16 protein-coding genes are annotated in these 20,660 nt (G+C 42.4%); 8 read left to right on the top strand and 8 right to left on the bottom strand.

Annotated features, from left to right (window positions below):
- Positions 1-19: 19 nt before the first annotated feature.
- From astD to WDB87_RS05850, 7 genes are all read right to left on the bottom strand, one after another.
- On the bottom strand, positions 20-1,489 hold the full coding sequence (gene astD, locus WDB87_RS05880) for a succinylglutamate-semialdehyde dehydrogenase (RefSeq protein ID WP_286245881.1): 1,470 nt from the start codon (positions 1,487-1,489) through the stop codon (positions 20-22).
- Between the two features lie 16 nt (positions 1,490-1,505).
- Positions 1,506-2,522, bottom strand: a complete 1,017-nt coding sequence (astA, locus tag WDB87_RS05875; protein ID WP_286245880.1) for an arginine N-succinyltransferase — start codon at positions 2,520-2,522, stop codon at positions 1,506-1,508.
- Positions 2,523-2,606: 84 nt separating this feature from the next.
- Complete coding sequence (locus tag WDB87_RS05870) at positions 2,607-3,812, bottom strand: aspartate aminotransferase family protein (RefSeq protein ID WP_337849350.1); 1,206 nt, start codon at positions 3,810-3,812, stop codon at positions 2,607-2,609.
- A gap of 444 nt (positions 3,813-4,256) precedes the next feature.
- Positions 4,257-5,417 (bottom strand): HDOD domain-containing protein, encoded by a 1,161-nt coding sequence (locus tag WDB87_RS05865; protein ID WP_286245878.1) that lies wholly within the window; start codon positions 5,415-5,417, stop codon positions 4,257-4,259.
- 46 nt (positions 5,418-5,463) lie between these two features.
- Positions 5,464-6,045 (bottom strand): anthranilate synthase component II, encoded by a 582-nt coding sequence (locus WDB87_RS05860; protein WP_286245877.1) that lies wholly within the window; start codon positions 6,043-6,045, stop codon positions 5,464-5,466.
- Positions 6,046-6,173: 128 nt separating this feature from the next.
- The gene (locus WDB87_RS05855) at positions 6,174-8,447 is read right to left on the bottom strand and encodes a putative bifunctional diguanylate cyclase/phosphodiesterase (protein ID WP_337849349.1); all 2,274 of its coding nucleotides are present in this window, start codon (positions 8,445-8,447) and stop codon (positions 6,174-6,176) included.
- 329 nt (positions 8,448-8,776) lie between these two features.
- Positions 8,777-9,766, bottom strand: coding sequence for a zinc-dependent alcohol dehydrogenase family protein (locus WDB87_RS05850; RefSeq protein WP_286245875.1), 990 nt, complete (start codon positions 9,764-9,766; stop codon positions 8,777-8,779).
- Between the two features lie 299 nt (positions 9,767-10,065).
- Here WDB87_RS05850 and WDB87_RS05845 point away from each other — a divergent pair, with 299 nt between their 5' ends.
- Positions 10,066-10,305 carry a YdcH family protein gene (locus tag WDB87_RS05845; protein ID WP_138541493.1) on the top strand — a complete coding sequence of 80 codons (240 nt, stop codon included), beginning with the start codon at positions 10,066-10,068 and terminating at the stop codon, positions 10,303-10,305.
- A gap of 144 nt (positions 10,306-10,449) precedes the next feature.
- Here the strand turns inward: WDB87_RS05845 and WDB87_RS05840 are convergent, their stop codons facing one another.
- Positions 10,450-11,277, bottom strand: a complete 828-nt coding sequence (locus tag WDB87_RS05840; protein WP_286245874.1) for an SDR family NAD(P)-dependent oxidoreductase — start codon at positions 11,275-11,277, stop codon at positions 10,450-10,452.
- Between the two features lie 306 nt (positions 11,278-11,583).
- On the opposite strand from WDB87_RS05840, the gene galE reads away from it, so the two are divergent.
- The 7 genes from galE (at position 11,584) to glpD (ending at position 20,596) form a co-directional block, all read left to right on the top strand.
- Complete coding sequence (galE, locus tag WDB87_RS05835; RefSeq protein WP_286245873.1) at positions 11,584-12,597, top strand: UDP-glucose 4-epimerase GalE; 1,014 nt, start codon at positions 11,584-11,586, stop codon at positions 12,595-12,597.
- Between the two features lies 1 nt (position 12,598).
- Positions 12,599-13,663: a UDP-glucose--hexose-1-phosphate uridylyltransferase gene (locus WDB87_RS05830; RefSeq protein WP_337849348.1), complete on the top strand. Its 1,065-nt coding sequence runs from the start codon at positions 12,599-12,601 to the stop codon at positions 13,661-13,663.
- Positions 13,653-14,801, top strand: a complete 1,149-nt coding sequence (galK, locus tag WDB87_RS05825) for a galactokinase (RefSeq protein WP_286245871.1) — start codon at positions 13,653-13,655, stop codon at positions 14,799-14,801. The genes WDB87_RS05830 and galK overlap by 11 nt, the downstream gene beginning before the upstream one ends.
- A 19-nt stretch (positions 14,802-14,820) precedes the next feature.
- A complete protein-coding gene (locus tag WDB87_RS05820) occupies positions 14,821-15,822 on the top strand; it encodes a Gfo/Idh/MocA family protein (protein WP_337849347.1) in 1,002 nt (333 codons plus the stop codon).
- Positions 15,823-15,853: 31 nt separating this feature from the next.
- Positions 15,854-17,182 carry an alpha/beta hydrolase family protein gene (locus tag WDB87_RS05815; RefSeq protein ID WP_337849346.1) on the top strand — a complete coding sequence of 443 codons (1,329 nt, stop codon included), beginning with the start codon at positions 15,854-15,856 and terminating at the stop codon, positions 17,180-17,182.
- Between the two features lie 208 nt (positions 17,183-17,390).
- Positions 17,391-18,893, top strand: coding sequence for a glycerol kinase GlpK (gene glpK, locus WDB87_RS05810; protein ID WP_337849345.1), 1,503 nt, complete (start codon positions 17,391-17,393; stop codon positions 18,891-18,893).
- A gap of 197 nt (positions 18,894-19,090) precedes the next feature.
- Positions 19,091-20,596 (top strand): glycerol-3-phosphate dehydrogenase, encoded by a 1,506-nt coding sequence (gene glpD / locus WDB87_RS05805; RefSeq protein WP_337849344.1) that lies wholly within the window; start codon positions 19,091-19,093, stop codon positions 20,594-20,596.
- The last annotated feature ends 64 nt before the right edge of the window (positions 20,597-20,660 follow it).

Raw genomic sequence — 20,660 nt, 5'->3', positions numbered from 1 at the left:
ACTATAAATAGAATAGTAATTAATCTATTTTTAAGCCTGGGCTTAGTGTTGCTGGCATCGTTACTTTTTCAAGTTCTACCGATGCTACAGGGTATGCACAGTAGTCGGCTGCGTAATACGCGCTTGCTCTGTGATTTCCTGATGCGCCAATACCACCAAATGGGGCTGCACTTGATGCGCCTGTAATTGGTCGGTTCCAGTTAACAATACCGGCACGAATACGGCGTAAAAAGTGATTGTAGTCGGCTTCGCTGTCGCTTAATAAACCTGCTGATAAACCAAAGCTGGTATCGTTTGCTTTATCAATTGCGTGGTCAAAGTCATCAAAGCGGAACACTTTTAATAACGGGCCAAAGTGCTCTTCATCTGGGAAGTCGCTAATTGCTGAACACTCAATAATACCCGGTGTTACAAAACCAGTATTGGCTGTGTGCTCAAGCTCTACTAGCACTTCACCGCCTAGTTCAACAAGCTCGTTTTGTGCTTTTACCATGCCGGCTGCAGCCGCAGATGAGATCATAGAGCCCATAAATGGCTGATCTTCATCATCGTAGTTGCCTACTTTAATCGCTTTAGTAGCCGTGATAAGGCTTGCTAAAATGTCATCGCCTTGCTGACCTTTAGGTAAAAATACTTTACGTGCACACGTACAACGCTGGCCGCTTGAAATAAACGCCGATTGAATAATATCGTGTACAGCGGCTTTAGTATCAGCCACATCTTTAATAATAAGTGGGTTATTACCACCCATTTCAAGCGCTAATATTTTACCTGGTTGACCCGCAAACTGCTCATGCAAAATATGACCAGTACGCGAAGAACCGGTAAAGAATAATCCATCAATGCCTTTATGAGCAGCAAGGGCTTTACCCGTTTCTACTTCACCTTGAACAAGGTTAATTACACCTGCAGGTAGACCAGCTTTTTCCCATAGTTTAAGCGTAAGCTCTGCCACCATTGGCGTAAGCTCAGATGGCTTAAATACCACAGTGTTACCGGCTAAAAGCGCTGGCACAATGTGGCCATTTGGTAAGTGCCCAGGGAAGTTATATGGGCCAAATACGGCAACTACACCATGTGGTTTATGGCGGATCATCGCACGCCCTACTGGCATAGCGTTTTCAACGTCGCCGGTGCGCTCTAAAAATGCTTTTTCTGAAATGGCAATCTTACCTACCATAGCACCTGCTTCTGTTCGCGTTTCCCACAGTGGCTTACCGGTTTCTTGGGCAATCGCAACAGCAAGCTCTTCGCTGTGCTCTTTAAGTGTTGCGGCAAAGGTTTTAACTATTTCTAAGCGCTCATTAAAGCTTTTATCTGCCCAGCTGTAAAATGCTTCGCGCGCCGAATTTACCGCGCTATCTACTTGCTCTGCAGTAGCGGAAGATGCCTGCCAAATAACGTCGTTATTTGCAGGGTTTACTGAGTTAAATGCGTTGCCTTGGCCTTGTGACCACTGACCATTAATAAATTGTGCAGGATGAGTCATTATACTTTCTCCTTAATTAAACTGGGGTTGCGCTTACGGTATCGCCCGATTGAAGCTGTAGGGCATCGGCTATTTGTTGCGATAAAACAAGAGAGTTTGCACGCTCATCAAAGCTAAGCGCTGCAACTGTTGCACGGTAATCTTCTAACTTGCCGTTAGCAAGCAGTACCATGGTATCGCCCGATACTTCGCCTATTTCTACGGTAAAGTCTTTCGCATTACGAATAGTGGCGATGTTATCTACTTTTGCTTCTACTGTTGGGCCCGCATCAAAAATATCGACGTAGCCATTGAAGGTAAATCCTTCATTTTTTAATAGCTCAATCGCTGGGCGCGTGTTGTCGTGTACTTTACCAATCACCGCTTGCGCATCTTTGCTTAGCAAGTTTACGTAAATTGGGTATTTTGGCATTAGCTCAGCAATAAACACTTTTTGGCCTATACCTGTTAGGTAATCAGCGGTAGGAAAGTCCATTGAGAAAAAGTGCTCTTCTAGCCACTGCCAAAACGGGCTGCTGCCGTTTTTGTCAGACACGCCGCGCATTTCTGCTATTACTGTTTGTGCAAAACGCTGCTCATGTTGTTTTATAAACATAAAGCGCGCTTTTGAAAGCAGTTTACCGTTACAGTTTTTACGATAGCCATCTTTCAAAAATAAGGTACATAGTTCTGTTGCACCGGTGTAGTCATTACATAGAGTTAAAATATCAACCGCTTTGTATACATCTAGTGTACGTGATGAATGAATCACTTTGCTTAAGTGGTAATGATAAAATGCATCATCAAGCCCTACAGCAGCCTCAATAGCTGAAGTACCGACTACTTCACCGGTTTCGGTATCTTCAAGAACAAACAGGTAGCCTTCGTCACCAGGTTGTGACGTTTGTTTAGCAAATGAGCTTACAGAATGGTCAATTTTCTTTTGCAGTAACTCTTCGTTTAACGGCAAAGATGTAAAACCATGGCCCGATTCGTGGGCAATTTTTAATAACGCTGCGTAATCATTTTGCTGGATTGGGCGAAGGATCATCATGAGTCCGCTTGCTCCCTTATCAATAACGGTAAATAGAATATGCAGGGCAAGCAGGCTTGCCCTTAATAAGGTGGTTTAACGCGCTTAAGCGTTTACTACGCTTGCTACTGCTTTTTCAAAACGCGCCATACCTTCGCGAATATCTGCTTCGGTGATCACTAACGATGGCGTAAAGCGTACTACATCAGCACCCGCTACAAGCGACATAAGCCCTTGCTCGGTAGCTGCTACTAAAAACTCTTTAGCACGGCCTTTGTATTGCTCGTTAACGGCTGCACCAATTAATAAACCTTGGCCACGAATTTCGCTAAACACGTTGTATTTTTCGTTTACCGCTGCAAGTAGCTCGTTAAATAAAGCAGCTTTTTCTTTTACGCCCGCCAGTACTTCAGGGGTATTTACAGTATCAAATGCGGCTTCAGCTACTGCACACGCCAGTGGGTTACCACCGTAAGTAGAACCATGAGTACCTACTTTTAAGTGCTGTGCAATCTCAGTTGTAGTTAGCATAGCGCCAATTGGGAAACCGCCGCCAAGTGCTTTAGCTGATGTTAAAATATCAGGCACTACGTTTAAACCTTGGTATGCGTATAACTCACCAGTACGGCCTACACCTGTTTGTACTTCATCAAAAATAAGCAGTGCATTGTGTTTAGTACAAAGCTCACGAACACCTTGTGCAAATTCGTCAGTTGGCGAAATAATACCGCCCTCGCCTTGCAGTGGCTCCATCATTACAGCACATGTTTTGTCGCTAATTAGCGCTTCAAATGCTGCTAGGTCATTGTAATCACAATGTACAATGTCGCCAGGCTTAGGACCAAAACCATCTGAGTATGCAGCTTGACCGCCTACGGTTACGGTAAAAAACGTACGACCGTGAAAGCCTTTGTTAAATGAGATTATTTGCGATTTTTCTGCGCCAAATTTATCAAGTGCAAAACGACGTGCTAATTTAAGCGCGGCTTCGTTTGCTTCTGCGCCTGAGTTTGCAAAGTACACTTTTTCAGCAAAGGTCGCATCTACCATTTTTTTAGCTAAACGCAGCGCAGGCTCGTTAGTCATTACGTTTGATAGGTGCCAAATTTTTTCGCCTTGCTCTTTTAATGCACCTACTAATGCAGGGTGGCAATGGCCAAGACAGTTAACAGCAATACCACCGGCAAAGTCGATAAATTCTTTACCTTGTTGATCCCATACGCGAGAGCCTTCGCCTCGAACAGGAATTACGCTTGAAGGTGCGTAGTTAGGAACCATTACGTGATCAAATAATTCGCGATTGACTGTCATTTTTTTTCCTCTTAATTGTGAGCAACACAAAACATCAAAATAGGTGTTTGGTTATAAATGTAACCAAGATATTTACGCACTAAATAGCAAAAGATTGAGCGTAAAACTGCCTTGTGGTTCAATTTTCAGGCGCTCATTATTTCAGATATTTGTGATGCTGTCTCGTTAAAAACTTTCATGCAGGCCTTTAAAATAAAGGCCTTGGGATATTATTTCATAGATAGTGAATAACTATCTGCATAGATAATTAATAGCTTTTTTTGCAGCTTTAGCGCCTACGCACTGAGCCGCGCCTTACAATACGAGCTTAAAGTAAGGTGCGCCAAAGAAGATGTTAATGAATGAATAGTCGCAAAAAAATTAACAAAAAATTCAATAGTTAATGAAAATTTACCGCCACCAGCCAAAAATTACCGGTATAAGGTCCAAAAAATAAACGGCTTTTTAGTCAATTTGAATAGCGAGGTTGGTAAAATTACTTGTTTCGAGGGTTTTCAGCTCATTTTTAGTGAAGCCGTGATACGAAAACCACGCCTCTACTTCATCTTGTTCAATAAGTTGATGTTGTTTTAGGTTTAAATACTGCGAATAGCATCGTGCTTTAAGCATGACTTCACTCATTGGGAAAACATCATTACTTCGCTCAATACCATGAACAAGTTGCGCCATAACGTGATTAAACGGTAAGTACTGAAACGCCATTTTACGGATGACTTTAGCACTAAGCTCAAGCGACTTATTACTCAACAATGTGGTTAAAAATAAAGGATCGGGCTTTAACTCCATCAAGGCTGTGTGTAAATCTTTTTGCTGTGCCTCGCGCGCTATTTGCACTTTGCGTTGCCATACCTGCTCAAATGTTTTTAAGTACAAACGCACTAAGGCTATACGCCCTACATCTATAAGCATACCAAGCGTAAAGGCATGTATAGGGTTTACATCGTTAAGCTCTGCAATTTTTTGTGCAGCAATGGCATTGGCCATGGCGGCATCGCGTAGGCGGCGCTTTAATAGTGGAAATGGCTCTGTGCTATGTGGCATCCAATGACGCACAGCAAAAGTAGGAATAACCAACTGCAAGTTATCAAGGCCAATGTAGCGCAGCGCAAGTGCAGGGCTGTCTACTTTAACCGAGGTACTTTTACTGCGCTGCTTTCGATAATAAGGCAAGTTTACCAACGAGACTAATTCACGGCCAAGCCAACTTGAGTCATTTACCAATGGCTCTAAACGCCCAACAGATACCGACTTTACCGCGAGTATATCTAGCATAGTCGCTACGTTATCTTCTATACCTATGGTGTTTTGAATAACACTGTCCATATCTTCTAATTGCTTAAATATGGCTGTTTCTATTACTTTATGGAGCTGCTTACTCGCTTGTGCTCGGTACTTATGATGCGCGGTGCTATTTTGTTGGCGTTTATGCTGTGCGGCAACTTCAACTTCTAATAAAGTACGCTGCTTCATAGGTTTACCATAATCAATGTCTAATGTATGAATAAAGCCTATTTGTTGATGTGCAAAACTATGCCCAAGCAGCAAGTCGTGAGCACGCTGGTCAAGCATTGAGGCTATTCGCTTTTGCGAGGCAAGTTCAGTCATAAAGTCCATTCAGTATAAGTGTTACCATTCGGTGGTTACTGTAAGGTTAGAAGCGAGACAAAAAGTTAGCAAGCAATTCGAGCCCTTGAGTTGTTAAAATAGCCTCGGGATGAAATTGCACGCCTTCGAGTGCAAGCTCTGTGTGAAGTAGCCCCATAATTTCATCAAACTCACCTTGCTCGGTTTGACTCCACGCGGTAATGGTTAATTCACTCGGTAAACTGTGCTTTTCGACCACCAGCGAGTGATAGCGACACACAGTAAGGGGGTTTTCTAAACCGCTAAACACCCCTTTATTATTGTGAATAATAGGCGAGGTTTTACCATGCATCACTTGCTTTGCACGAATAACCTTACCCCCTAGCGCTTGCGCTATAGTTTGATGCCCTAAGCAAATACCCAAAATAGGGTAAATACCTTTTAGCTGCTCAACGACATTGAGTGACACACCCGCCTCGTTTGGCGTACAAGGGCCTGGCGATATAACAATATGCTTAGGGTTTAGTTGCTTAATTTGCGCAACCGATATTTCGTCATTACGCTTTACCAAAACTTCTTGGTCTAAGCGCTGAAAATATTGTACTAGGTTATAAGTAAACGAATCGTAGTTGTCGATCATCAACAGCATTACACAACGACCTTATTTCAAATGGAGTGCTCTTTGCTCACATGTTTGGCTTGTATAATGAGCAGTAGAAGCATTTATAATGCCTATTCTATCACTAATAATTCCCCAACATACATGAGCAAAACGCCTTAAAAGCTAATGCCTTTAGCTAAAAAAGCCTCAAACTCATCGGCAGGTATTGGCCGACTTAATAAGTACCCTTGAATTAGGTCGCAGTTATACTCTGTTAACTTTTCAAGTTGGGCGTGCTCCTCTACGCCTTCGGCAATAATATCGAGCCCTAAGTTTTTAGCTAATTGGCAAATACTCAGCACAAGAGCTTGGTCGCGTTTATCGTTTGCCATATTGCGCACAAACGACTGATCTATTTTTAATTTATTAACCGGAAAACGCTGTAAGTAGCCAAGTGATGAATAGCCTGTACCAAAATCATCTATTGATAAACTAATACCCAGTGCGCTGAGCGCTTGCAGTACCGAAATACCAAACTCTTCATCGTCCATAATGGCGGTTTCGGTAATTTCTAGCTCTATTAAATGCGCGGGCACGTTAAAATGAATGAGTCTTTGTTTTATACTTTGTACAAAGTTTTGCTGCGTAAATTGCCTAGCCGATATATTAATGGCTAGGCGTATGTTTAAGTTTTGTTGATGCCATTTTTTAGCTTGGGCAAAGGCACTATCGAGTATCCATTCGCCTAATGGCAATATAAACCCACTGTGCTCGGCAATAGGAATAAACTGCGCCGGAGAAATAAACTTCCCGTCATCAAACCACCTAATTAAGCACTCGCAACTGTTTATAGTTTGCGATTTAAGGTGCATTTTAGGTTGAAAATAAAGCTCAAACTGTTGTTTTTCAATGGCAGTATCAAGGCGCCGTGCAATATGCAATTGCTGTGCATGTTTAGCGCCGCTCTCAGTATTAAAATGAGCATAGGGAATATTACGTTTTACCGCTTCTTCTAAAGCAATATTGGCGTGCAGTAGAAGCGCTTTATAGTTATTGCTGGTTGGGTAGCGTGTGACACCGCAATTAAAGCTCATGCGCATTTCACCGTACGGTGTGCTAATAGCTTGGCTTAAGCGGCTTTGCACCCCTTTGAGCAAATCATCTAGGGTTGTAGAGCAATCTTGCTCAGTATAAATAACCACAAAGTTAGCATCGGCAATATGATAAAAGGTCAGTTTGTTTTTACTTTTAACCTGCTGCGAAAACTTATTAGCGCTACGCGATAAGTGCATTGCAAAGGCATTTATACACTCATTAGCACCCGATAAACCATATTGCTCAAGCAATAGCTTAAAGTGGCTCACATCAATCAGCATTAAACTAAACGGCTGCTCAAGTGAAATTAGCTCATTGGTGTATGTTTCTAAACTGGCCTGGTTAGGCAACTTTGAATATGGGTGATGAAAGGCTAAATACTCTAATGAGCGCTCTGCCTCAAATTGCTCTGTTACATCGCGTATATGTATATCAAAGGCATCTATTTCTTGCAGCCAATGAACTTGGTAAGTGAGGTAATGGTTATCTAGTTGTGTATAAAAACGCTCAACGTGATTGGCCGACTGTTTAGTTTGTATTAGCTGCTGCTTTATATTAGGGCTTAATAATGCAATAGGCGTAGTATTTTTATCACTTACATACGCTTTATGCATAGTAATGGCTGCAGGGTTACAGTAATTAAGATCAAGGTTGGCACTTAAACTGACAATTGGGTTAGGGTTACGGGTTGGAAATAGCGCCAAACGTTCGTTACGGGCACTAAGCTTTATAAATTTAGAGGCGTAACGGCCTGTATAAATACTTACCAGCACTAAGGCAAAGGTAAATAAAAATACCGTTTGCACTGTGCTATGCAGATTACTCTCTGTGTTTTTGTAGCCGCTATCAACCGCCTTTGAAATGACAGTTTCAGCATTGCCTAGTTGGCCCATCATTTGCGCTTGTAACGCGGTGAGTTGCTCAAGCTGCTCTCTTGCTAAATCCCAACTGGTACGGGAGCTTGATAAGTTTTCGTGTAATTTAAGTGCTAAGTCTAAACCACGTTTAAGCTCATCACTTAAGCTGCTTTCTAGCGATAATGTGCTGTGGTTTTGATCTAGGTTTTTTATCAACGCAAGTATATGTACATGGTTTTCTAAAAAGTCGATTAAATAAAGTTCACGCTTATTAGTTGCGTAATACTCATATAATAAGCGCTCTTGTTTTACTAGATAGGTTTCGATTAATCGAATATCGCGCAGCGCCGGAAGTTGTTGTTCCATTAAGGTCGATGAGGTGCGTTTAATGGTTTCTGCCTGATAATAAACCATCGCAGATAGGGCACAGCCTACCAGTACAGTACCTATATAAAACTGCTTAGCTTTACTGGCAAATTTATTAGTGAATATTTTCATATAAACGCTTACTCTGACCCTAAAATATTAACAACTCATTTTAAAACGTAATTATATACGATTAATAAAAGTACCATTGTTTATATTTAGTTATAAAAAGGGTGTGCAAACGTTAATCAGGCGGGCATAAAAAGAAAGGGCCGGCGAAGCTGCCGGCCTTAATGATACCAATCCGCAATAATACTTAATCATTTTTAGGGGCTAAACGTGTCGCTATCTGCGTTAAAAAATTCTCATTTAGAACAACTAAATAGCGAATTTCTTGCCTTGCTATCAACACGCTTTTCCATCCTCCAAATAGATCACTTAATTATGCGGATTGGTATAATTTATTGTACAGAAATAACAACTTTACCCATGGCTTGACCACTTGCTAAGCGGTCATGCGCTTTAGCTGCGTCTTCTAAACTAAAGTTTTGCTCATCAAGTACTGGGCGCATGCCGCCTGCTTCAACAATTTGTGCAAGCTGTGCTAGTTTGTCGCCATGGTCTTGACGGTTAAAGTCGTGGATCATTGGAATAAGCATAAAGATTACATTTAACGATAACCCTTTAAAGTGTACTGGGCTTAAATCTACTTCTAATAAAGAAAGCGTTGTAGATACCTGAGCATTTAATTTTGCTGCAGCAAATGAGTTAGTCAGGTTACCGCCGCCTACCGTGTCAAATACCATGTCAAAACCAACGTTGCTTGTGTGTTTTTCAACATATTGCTCTACGGTTTCGTCTTTAAAGTTTATGCCTGTAGCGCCAAAGCTTTCTATTAGGGCTAATTGCTCTGCGTTACCGCCCGTTGAGTAAACATCTGCGCCAAAATGCTTAGCTAGTTGTACTGCTAAATGGCCTACGCCACCGGCACCGCCGTGCACTAATACTTTTTGCCCTGCACTTACACTTGCACGTGTTAAACCTTCAAGTGCTGTAATACCTACAAGTGGAATAGCAGCTGCTTCTTTCATGCTTAGGTTTTTAGGTTTGTGAGCGATTAAGCGCTTATCAGCAAGAATAAACTCAGCAAGTGCACCTGGTAAATCGCCTAGGCCACCAGCACAACCATATACTTCATCACCTACTGCAAAATCTGTTACGCCTTCGCCTACAGCTTCAACGGTGCCTGCAAAGTCCATCCCTAAAATGCCCGGTAGTTTTGGAGCAAAGGGTAAGTCTGCACCCATTTGACGAATCATCATATCAATTGTATTTACGCTTGTTGCGGCAATACGAACTAATACATTACCTGCTGTTACTTGTGGTTTTGCAACCTCAGCTGCTACAAACTCTTCAGTGCCACCAAAATTATTAATTGTCATTGCTTTCATGGGTATTGCCTCTGTTATCTGTTGATAAGTAATTATGTAATGAAGCTTCATTGTAGACACACCCTTTAAAAATGATAATAAGGCTAATCACACAATCAGTTTCAAAAGAATATTTATAATAGAGTTTAAAAATCCCCCATCCCTGTTTAAAAGTAGGCATTAAACAAAGCCCTACCCTGTCGCGGCGCTATATCAATTTAAAATAGCTATGGTTGATTTATGATTGTGTAAACCCCAGAGTAATAGATGAAAAGGTAGTAATTCACTTAAATAACTCATTTTCCTACTAAGGAGCGAATATGTTAGGCGAAGACCACTCACTTACCAATGACTTTCCACAGTACCTAAATACCATTGCAGAGCTAAATAAAAGCGATACAGAATTTGCCAAAAAGGCAGATAAGTACGACAAGCTAGATAAAGAAATACGCACTTTAGAGCTTAAAGATGCGCCCATTAGCGATGAGCAAATGAATCAACTAAAGCATGAGCGTTCAGAATTAAAAGATTGGTTGTACGAGCGTTTACAACAAGAGTAATGCTGCACACAAAAAAAAGAGTTCACCGTTAGGTGAACTCTTTGACGATCAACAAAGGGTAAAACATTTAAAGCACATATCGGCTTTATAAAAACGACTAGGCCTTATAAGGCATGAGTAAAATCTTTTCGCGTTAATTTACTACTAGCTATCGGCATTTAGTTGAGCAAGCAAGCTATCTAACGTATCAACTAACTGCTGATTTTTAGCGGGGTTGAGCGCATCAGGATGTGGCGGGGCAAAGCGCTCTGCATCGTTATCGAAATAAAGGCCAGTGGCATCTTTAAATTCGTCACTTAGTGCGGCACGGCAAAAAATATCGGCACCTAGTTTTAAGTCGCCACCAGCAAGCCCGTAGGCATCTTTTACCATTTTACTACCTAGTAACGACTTAGGGTTTACCGCAACGACTAACGGCCCGTTACCTTTAAGTGCTAAACCTAAGTGACGCGACCACATAGTAATAGCCAATTTGCTTTGCGCGTAGGCTGCGCTATCTGATAGTGGCTTTTTACCCACCAACGAGTCAAAATTAACGCTGGTTTGTGCAGCCGATGACACGTTAACCACACGTGATTGCGTGTTCATTACAGGCAATAACGCTTTAGTAAGTAAATAAGGCGCTAACGTATTAACAGCAAAACGTGCATCTAGCCCATCGACAGTAGTGATATTTGCCAATTTATAAACACCGGCGTTATTAATAAGTACATCTAATGTTTTGCCGCTTTGCTGTAAGTCAGCTAATACTGTGTGCGCAAATGTTTGCACCTGCGCCATAGCACTTAAGTCGGCTACATAGGTTGCTGTATTTGCTTGAGGGTATTGCTCGTTTAAAGCCCCTTGCACATTGTTTAGCTTATCTTGATTACGCCCGTGTAATAATACAGTATGCCCTTGCGCTAACAACATTTTAGCGGTCTCTAGGCCAATACCGTCGGTGGCACCGGTTAATAAAATTGTTTTTTTCATGTTGAACGTTCCTTTTTATATAAAGACTTTGGCCACTGCATTAACGACAAATTAAACACGCATTAGCTCACTGCTATTTATTAATAGTACCACCACTTTTAGCGACTAATAATTAGTGGCTCAGTAGAATCAGTTTATAGAATTAATTGATAAACCTATGCGCCCTTATATAAGTAGATATAGCCATGCACCTTTGCTTGGGTGAATTTTAAGCTTTTATTTGAAATAACGGGCAATCATAACTATTGTTTTTAAATTACCTTAATAGTAGTATTTATCATATAAATACACTTTTCGAGAAAACACATGAAAGTTTTAGTTACAGGCGGTATGGGTTATATTGGTAGCCACACATGTATTGCCCTTCACGAGGCAGGCATTACCCCAGTTATTTACGACAACTTATCTAACGCAAGCCCCCGTGTGCTTGATCAACTCGAAAAAATTACCGGCACCCGTTTTGAGTTTATTTTAGGTGATATTCAAGACGAGCAGCAGTTTAAACTTGCGCTTAAACACAGCAAGGCAGAGGCTGTATTTCACTTTGCAGCGCTTAAAGCAGTAGGTGAATCAACCGAGCAACCACTGCGTTATTACCAAAACAATGTGTCGGGCACGTTAAGCATGCTACAAAACATGCAAGAGGTAGGCGTTAATCATATTATATTTAGCTCATCGGCAACCGTGTACGGCGAGCCAGACTACCTCCCTATTGATGAAAAACACCCTATACGCGCGACCAATCCATACGGTTGGACCAAAGTTATGGTTGAACAAGCCATGCAAGACGTATGTAATGCCAACAGCCAATTTATGGGCATTGCTCTTCGCTACTTTAACCCAGTAGGTGCTCACCCAAGCGGCTTATTAGGCGAAAGCCCAAATGGTATCCCAAATAACTTAATGCCATTTATTGCTCAAACTGCGGTAGGTAAACGCGAAGTGGTTAATATTTTTGGTGATGACTACGACACCAAAGATGGCACCGGCGTGCGCGACTACATTCACGTTTTAGATTTAGCGAAAGGCCATGTAGCGGCCTTTATGCAACATAAAACAGATACCGCCTTTCATGCTTATAACCTAGGCACAGGCCAAGGTTATTCAGTGCTTGATATGATCAACGCATTTAGCGCATCAGCCAATAAAGATATTCCGTATAAAAGTGCACCGCGCCGAGCAGGCGATATTGCCTGTAATTATGCCGATGCCACAAAAGCGCAAACCACCCTTAACTGGCACGCAGAACTAACACTTAGCGACATGACCAACGATACATGGCGCTGGCAAACTAATTACCCAAGTGGGTTGGAGAGTTAACATGGCTTTATTAGAAAGTACTCACAGACGTAAAAACCCGCTAACGGGGCGTTGGGTATTAGTATCACCGCATCGTAATAACCGCCCGTGGTTAGGCGCAACAGAAGCAGTAAACGAAAGCGTACTACCCAAGCACGATGAAAGCTGCCCACTTTGCCCAGGTAACACCCGTGCAAATGGCGACAGCAATCCAGATTACAAATACACCCATGTATTTAAAAATGACTTTGGCGCACTGACACCTAATGAGAGCGAGCAATCGCAAAGCTTAGAGTCAGACAGCGATTTATTTATTGCTGATGAAGCAAGCGGCGAATGCCGTGTGATTTGTTTTTCGCCAGAGCATAACAAAACATTACCCGAGCTTGAGCACGATGCTCTGCACGAAGTAGTAAAAACCTGGAAAGACAACTACACAGAACTTGCTCAGCACTACGAGTGTGTTCAGGTATTTGAAAATAAAGGCGAGATCATGGGTTGCTCGCAACCTCATCCCCATGGCCAAGTATGGGCTCACTCGCACTTATCAACCGAAATAGAAGCCGAAGATACGCAGCAGCTTGCCTATTTTAAAAAGCATGGCAGCGCGATGCTTGCCGATTACATGCAAAAAGAGCAAGCAGATAAAACCCGCGTCGTATTTGAAAACGAACATTGGCTTGTTGTAGTGCCATTTTGGGCAGCATGGCCGTTTGAAACACTACTTGTAACTAAAGATAACATTCAAAACTTTAGCCAGCTAAACGATGCGCAAACAGACGCTTTAGCACAAGCACTAAAAGTATTAACGACTAAATACGACAACGTATTTAATTGTAGCTTCCCGTATTCTATGGGGTGGCACAATGCACCCGCAAATCGTGGTTCAGATGAGCAACATTGGCGCTTACATGCTCATTTTTATCCGCCGCTACTTCGCTCGGCTACTGTGAAAAAACACATGGTTGGTTACGAAATGCTAGGCGAAAGCCAGCGCGATTTAAGCGCAGAAACAGCTGCCTCTATTTTACAAGCAGCCAGTACCACACACTATAAAAAAACAGCAGGACACACAGATGACGCTTAACGATTTTCAACAACAATTTTTATCACTGTACGGTGCGCCTGCTCAAGGTATTGCTGCAGCACCTGGGCGTGTAAACCTCATTGGCGAATTTACCGATTACAATGACGGCTTTGTATTTCCGTGCTCGTTAGAGTTTCGTACTCAAGTTATGTTTAAAGAGCGCGACGACAACATCATTACCGTGCATTCGTTAAATTACCCAGGCGAAAAAGACAGCTTTAGTGTTGATGAAGACATCAGTGAAGGACAGTCGCAATGGGGCAACTATATTCGTGCCGTGGCATTTGTATTAAAGCGTGCAGGCCATACTTTACGCGGCGCCGATTTACTGATTGATAGTAACTTACCGCAAGGCAGTGGCTTATCGTCATCAGCTGCGCTGGAAGTTGCTGTTGGTGGTATGTTTAACCATATTGCACAACTTGGTTTAAGCGAAGAAAAAATTGCATTACTAGGCCAAGAAGCCGAAAACGACTTTATGCATTGCCAATCGGGCATTATGGATCAGCTTATTTCGGCAAAAGGCGAAAACGGCCATGCTCTTTTAATTGACTGTGAAAACCTAGCCACTGAGTCTGTAAAAGTACCGGATGATTTAAACATTGTTATTGTTAACTCTAACTACCCACGTAAGTTAGTAGATAGCGAATACAACCAACGTCGTGTTGACTGTGAGCAAGCAGCTGCAAAAATGAACGTAGCCACGCTTCGTAAAGCAACCATGGCTACGCTTGAAGCAACAAAAGACGTACTCAGCGAAAACGAATACAAACGTGCACACCACGTAATTAGCGAAAACGAGCGTGTAATTGCAGCAACTAAAGCGCTGCAAAATAACGACATTGATACGCTACGTGAGCTAATGGCTGCATCGCACCAGTCGCTTAAGCATTACTTTGAAGTAACCGTACCCGCGACCGATGGCCTAGTAGAAATTTGTAAAGAAGCCATGGGCGAACGTGGTGCAGTACGTATGACCGGTGGCGGCTTTGGCGGTGCGATTGTGTGTTTATGCCGTGATGCAGAAGTACCCCTTATTAAAGCCGCAGTAGAGCAACACTACTTTGAACGCTTTAATTTAAATGCCGACATTTACGTATGCTCCGCAGGTTCAGGATTACAAATTACGTCTTTTTAAACATCGTTAAGGAATAAGCATGGCAAAGGTTAATTGGGGTATTATTGGGTGTGGCAATATTGCTCACACCTTTGCTAAAAGCATTGCGCATTGCGCCAATGCACAGCTTATTGGCGCTGCATCGACCAGCGAGCAACGCGCAAATGAGTTTGCCACACACTATTGTATTAAAGGCTATGAGAGCTACCAAGCTCTTATGCAATGCCCACACATTGATGCCATTTATATTGCCAATACCCACGAGCAACACTTTAAAACCATTGCGCAATGCTTAATGCACAATAAACATGTACTCAGCGAAAAACCCATTACGGTTAATGCACAGCAACTCACAACCCTTAGTCAGTTAGCAGAGCAACAAAACTGCTTTTTAATGGAAGGTGTATGGATGCGCTTTTTACCAGCCATAGTAAAACTGCAGCAGCTATTAAGCGAGGGCGTAATAGGCAAAGTACACAGTGTTAATGCTAACTTTAGCCTAGCAGGCAACTTTGCTGACTCACACCGTTTAATGAACCCTGCAACAGCGGGTGGCGCATTACTTGATTTAGGTATTTACCCACTATCGATTGCCGATGTGGTATTTAATAAAGCCCCTGAGCAAATTAAATCATTAGTACATAAAAGCACGACCGGCGTAGATGAGCGAAGTGTAACCCTTATAAATTACGGCGAAGGCCAATTTGCACAGCTTAGCAGCGCTTTACAACAAAATGGCCCTACTCAAGCCTGTATTTTAGGGGAGCAAGGATATATTCGTATTGATGAATTTGTCGGTGCTCAGTCGCTAGAGCTTCATTTAAACGCACAACAAATGCAGCGCTTTGATTTTAGCTTTAATGACGATGAGAACTTTAAATTCGAAATTGCTCACGTAAGCGAGTGTATTTTACAGCAGCAAACACAAAGTACTGTATTACCGCTCAGCACAAGCCTAAGAGTTATGAATATAATGGATGAGCTTCGGGCCCAGTGGCAGCTTAAGTACAGTGATAGCGTTGAAACTCATGAGCTAGATTAATAATAAAAAATACACACAACAAGGATACACAATGACAACCACACACACTTTAAAGGCGCTTTCCAAAGCCTTGCTGCTTGCAACTGGCTGCTTAACAGCAAGTACTGTTTTTGCAGCTCAAAAAACACCTGAGCAACTCTACCCGCCAATAACCAGCGAAGTACTTCCAGAGCTTGCTGCTAAAGGTAGTTACAGTGTTGGCGTACAAACGCTTGACTTAGTAAACCCAGCGCAGTTTGACCCTGCAACACAAACTCAAAAAGATCGCCCTTTAAAAGTAGAAGTGTGGTATCCCGCAGCAAACACGGCAAAGGCACCACTCACTAGCTACAGTGATGTAACACGCACAGGTAAATCATTTACCTTACAAGCCGATGCCATGCGCGATGTAGCCATTAATAATAAAGAGCACTACCCTGTTATTGTGCTTTCGCACGGTTATACCGGCTATCGCACCATTATGTACTACCTAGGTGAGCACTTAGCATCGCACGGGTACATAGTTGCTGCACTTGATCATACCGACTCAACCAATGCCGATGTTGATTTTAAAAACGCCCCGTTTTCGGGCTTTTTTAGTACCCTTATTAACCGCTCACGCGATCAGCAATTTGTACTTAATTATTTTAACGAACAAAACAACTTTGCCAGCAATCAAGTCGATAACAATAGTGCAGGTATCATTGGTTACTCTATGGGAGGTTTTGGCGCGGTAAATACAATTGGTGGCTGTTATGACTTTAATGAGCAAACAACCGCCATGTTTACCGGTATAAAAGACCCTGCACAAATTAAACAAGTGCAGCAATTACTCAATAGCTGCGCAGGTGGGCAATATCAAAATCCAAAAGTTGATACACGCATAAAAGCCATGGTGGCCTTTGCACCGTGGGGCGGGCAACATAACCTATTTAAAACCGATGCTATGCAAAACATTAAAGTCCCTTCGCTTTATGTGGCGGGTAGCTTAGATGATATATCCGGTTACGAAGGCATTAAAAACCTGTATGACCAAACAGGCAGCTCAGATAAGTATATGCTTACTTACAAAAATGCTCGCCATAATATTGCACCGCACCCTGCGCCTGCTATTGCACAAAGTAGTAGCGAATTAGATATTGGCCATTACTACGAGCCATCCTGGTCAATGCGCACCCTAAATGAGACCAACAAACACTTTGTACTTGCTATGATGGACTGCCACGTAAAAGGCGTTGCCAGCCAATGCGAATACCTTGATTTACCACAAAACGGAGATCAAGCCATTGTTGATGGTAAGCCGCTGCCACAATGGCACGGGTTTGATAATCGCTTTTCAACGGGTATGGATTGGCAACAAGCCAAACCTCACACCAAGTAACATTAAGTTTTTAAGCGGTTATTTTTATAAATAACCGCACTCGCACTTAAAATTATGCCGTAATAAAACACCTGTTATTTAAAAGAGTTAGCAAATAAAAACAGCGTGTTTATTTTTTAATCGGCTATTTTAAGAAAAAATCGTTGCCATTAATCTTAGTTAAAGGCAATCTAGTCATATATAAGATAAGATAAATAACACAAATATCATGTCCAAATACATACTCTCAATTGATCAAGGAACCACAAGCTCTCGGGCCATCTTGTTTACAAAAGATGCAGACGTTTTTGGTACAGCACAACAAGAATTTTCGCAGCATTTTCCGCAAAATGGCTGGGTAGAACACGACCCTAACGATATTTGGCAAACCGTGCTAAGTACCAGCCGCAAAGTGCTAGCCGATAAAAACGTAAAGCCTGAAGAAATTATTGCCATTGGTATCACCAATCAACGCGAAACCACTCTGGTATGGAACAAAAAAACCGGTAAACCAATTTATAACGCGATTGTTTGGCAAGACCGCCGCACCAGTGATTACTGCGAAAGCCTAAGCACTGATGAGCTTTGCCAAACCATAAGCGATAAAACAGGCCTACTACTAGACCCGTATTTTTCGGCCACTAAAGTACGCTGGATTTTAGACAACGTAGAAGGCGCACGCGAACAAGCCCTTGCGGGTGAACTGGCTTTTGGTACTGTAGATACCTACTTATTGTGGCAGTTAACCGGTGGTAAAGAGCACCGCACCGATGCAACTAACGCATCGCGCACCATGCTATTTAATATTCATACTCAGCAATGGGATCAAGAGTTACTCGATTTATTCGATATTCCTGAATCTATGCTGCCTCAAGTGATGGACTCAGCCGACGAGTTTGGCTCAACCAGCGACGATATTTTTGGCGCGCCAATACGTGTATGTGGTATTGCCGGCGATCAGCAAGCAGCCCTTGTGGGCCACGCATGTTTTGAACAAGGCATGGCTAAAAGCACTTACGGTACGGGCTGTTTTTTAATGCTTAATACTGGCGAAAAAGCGCTTACCTCTGAAAACCGCTTACTAACCACGGTGGCTTACAGGCTAAATGGCAAACCAACATATGCCATTGAAGGCAGCATTTTTATGGCTGGCGCCACGATGCAGTGGATTGTTGAAGGCTTAAAACTATTAAGCCATGCCGGAGAGAGCGAATCGTTGGTAAAAGATGTACCGCTTGATCATGGGGTATTTTTAGTGCCTTCGTTTACAGGGTTAGGTGCACCGTATTGGGACCCGAACGCACGGGGCGCTATTTTAGGTTTAACGCGCGACTCGGGCATTAGCACCATAGTTGCTGCTGCGCTGCAATCTGTAGGGTATCAAACCAAAGATTTACAAAAAGCAATGGAGCGTGATGGCTTACGTCCAAGCGTGTTACGGGTTGATGGCGGTATGGTTAAAAATAACTGGGTACTTGCCTTTTTATCAAACATTCTAGGCGCAACCGTAGAGCGCCCAACAGTGACCGAAACCACCTCTTTAGGCGTAGCATACTTAGCAGGCTTACAAACCGGTGTGTATAAGTCAACGGAGCAATTAGCAAAAATGTGGACCTGTGACCGTCGCTTTGAGCCAGCAATGAGTGCTGACGAGCGTAATGATTTATACGCAAAATGGCAGCACTGTGTAGCGCAAGTTCGTTTATCTAGTGACGATTGCCAACAGCAGTAAAAACTAGCCGCTAATTAAGTTAGCGGCTTATCAAACATAAACAAAGTCAGCTAAATAGCGCGCTGTACGCTGTATGTTTTAAAAGATCAGGATTGAAAATTAACACGCAAAAAGCGTGGTTATCTATTGTCAAATAAGAGCCACCGCTTTATGATGTTATATGTCTTATTTATATTACAAATAAAAAGGTTAGCTCGGTGGAATTAGCAGATAACGAATACGACCTACTCGTCGTCGGTGGCGGTGTAAACGGCACTGGAATAGCAGCTGATGCAGCAGGCAGAGGATTAAAGGTGCTTTTGTGCGAACAATCAGACCTTGCCAGTGCAACATCTTCAAATAGTTCTAAACTAATCCACGGCGGTTTGCGCTACCTTGAACATTATGAATTTAGACTTGTAAAAGAAGCACTTGCAGAGCGTGAGGTACTGCTTAAAAATGCCCCGCACATTATGTGGCCGCTCACCTTTAGATTACCGCATCAAAAACACCTACGCCCAGCATGGATGATCCGCATTGGCTTATTTATGTACGACAACCTCGCTAAGCGAGAAACACTTGCTGGCTCGCGTGGCATTAAATTTGGTGAAAACAGCGTATTAGAACCTTCAATTACAAAAGGGTTTGAATACTCAGATGGCTGGGTTGATGATTCACGTTTGGTAATTTTAAACGCCTTAGCTGCGCAAAACAAAGGCGCGACCATTGCTACGCAAACCAAGTGTGTTAGTGCAAAACGCATTGATAACCAATGGCAGATAACGCTTGAGCAACAACAAACTAAGGCGCAACAAACTATTAAAGCCAAAGGTATTGTTAATGCAGCAGGCCCGTGGGTTGCAAAATTATTTGACGAAGCACTGATTGAAAAATCACCACAAAATATTCGCCTTGTAAAAGGCAGCCATATTGTGGTGCCGCGTATTCACGATGAAAAACAAGCCTATATTTTACAAAATAAAGATCAGCGCATTGTGTTTGTTATTCCATTTGAGGATGACTACTCGCTAGTAGGCACCACCGATGTTGAACACAAAGGCGCAGCGCAAGATGTAAAAATTAGTGATGAAGAAATCGATTACTTAATTGATATTACTAACAGCTACTTTAAAAACCACATTAAACGCGAAGACATAGTACATACCTTTTCGGGTGTGCGCCCACTGCTTGATGACGAGTCAGTGAATGCACAAAAAGTAACACGTGATTACAAGTTAGAGCTATCAAGTGAAGGCAAACACACACCACTGTTAAGTGTGTTTGGTGGCAAAATTACCACCTACCGTAAACTTGCCGAAGCTGCGGTGAATAAGCTTGAAGAGTTTTACCCACAAATGAGTGAAGCGTGGACCAAACACAGCGCACTTCCTGGTGGTGATTTTAGCTCGGTAGAGGCACTCACTAATGAACTAAAAGCGACTTATAGTTGGTTACCAGAAATCACTCTTAAACGCTTTGTACGTACCTACGGGACTCGTGCCAAACTAATTTTAGGCAATGCAGTCCAGCTAAGTGATTTAGGCCAAGACTTTGGCCATGGCTTATTTGCAGCAGAAGTCGATTACTTACTAAACGAAGAATGGGCGGGCAACGCTTATAATATTTTATGGCGCAGAAGTAAACTAGGCCTGCGTTTTAATGACGCACAAGTGGCAACGCTTAATCATTATATTGAGCAAAGCCAAGGGGCTAAAACAGCATAAAACGCAAAACATATAAATCAAAAACCCTCTACATAATTATAATGTAGAGGGTTTTTTGTATCTG

Origin of the sequence: Pseudoalteromonas sp. C12FD-1, assembly GCF_037414265.1 — a bacterium.
GTDB lineage: Bacteria > Pseudomonadota > Gammaproteobacteria > Enterobacterales > Alteromonadaceae > Pseudoalteromonas.
This window is presented reverse-complemented; position numbering and strand designations above follow the sequence as displayed.

Bases quoted from the DNA above. Each gene is read 5' to 3' on its own strand.
- glpK (WP_337849345.1), top strand. From the start codon at position 17,391: ATGTCCAAATACATACTCTCAATTGATCAAGGAACCACAAGCTCTCGG.
- WDB87_RS05865 (WP_286245878.1), bottom strand. From the start codon at position 5,417: ATGACTGAACTTGCCTCGCAAAAGCGAATAGCCTCAATGCTTGACCAG.
- astA (WP_286245880.1), bottom strand. From the start codon at position 2,522: ATGATGATCCTTCGCCCAATCCAGCAAAATGATTACGCAGCGTTATTA.
- WDB87_RS05830 (WP_337849348.1), top strand. From the start codon at position 12,599: ATGGCTTTATTAGAAAGTACTCACAGACGTAAAAACCCGCTAACGGGG.
- WDB87_RS05815 (WP_337849346.1), top strand. From the start codon at position 15,854: ATGACAACCACACACACTTTAAAGGCGCTTTCCAAAGCCTTGCTGCTT.
- WDB87_RS05820 (WP_337849347.1), top strand. From the start codon at position 14,821: ATGGCAAAGGTTAATTGGGGTATTATTGGGTGTGGCAATATTGCTCAC.
- galE (WP_286245873.1), top strand. From the start codon at position 11,584: ATGAAAGTTTTAGTTACAGGCGGTATGGGTTATATTGGTAGCCACACA.
- WDB87_RS05845 (WP_138541493.1), top strand. From the start codon at position 10,066: ATGTTAGGCGAAGACCACTCACTTACCAATGACTTTCCACAGTACCTA.
- WDB87_RS05850 (WP_286245875.1), bottom strand. From the start codon at position 9,766: ATGAAAGCAATGACAATTAATAATTTTGGTGGCACTGAAGAGTTTGTA.
- WDB87_RS05855 (WP_337849349.1), bottom strand. From the start codon at position 8,447: ATGAAAATATTCACTAATAAATTTGCCAGTAAAGCTAAGCAGTTTTAT.
- WDB87_RS05840 (WP_286245874.1), bottom strand. From the start codon at position 11,277: ATGAAAAAAACAATTTTATTAACCGGTGCCACCGACGGTATTGGCCTA.
- WDB87_RS05860 (WP_286245877.1), bottom strand. From the start codon at position 6,045: ATGCTGTTGATGATCGACAACTACGATTCGTTTACTTATAACCTAGTA.
- WDB87_RS05870 (WP_337849350.1), bottom strand. From the start codon at position 3,812: ATGACAGTCAATCGCGAATTATTTGATCACGTAATGGTTCCTAACTAC.
- galK (WP_286245871.1), top strand. From the start codon at position 13,653: ATGACGCTTAACGATTTTCAACAACAATTTTTATCACTGTACGGTGCG.
- astD (WP_286245881.1), bottom strand. From the start codon at position 1,489: ATGACTCATCCTGCACAATTTATTAATGGTCAGTGGTCACAAGGCCAA.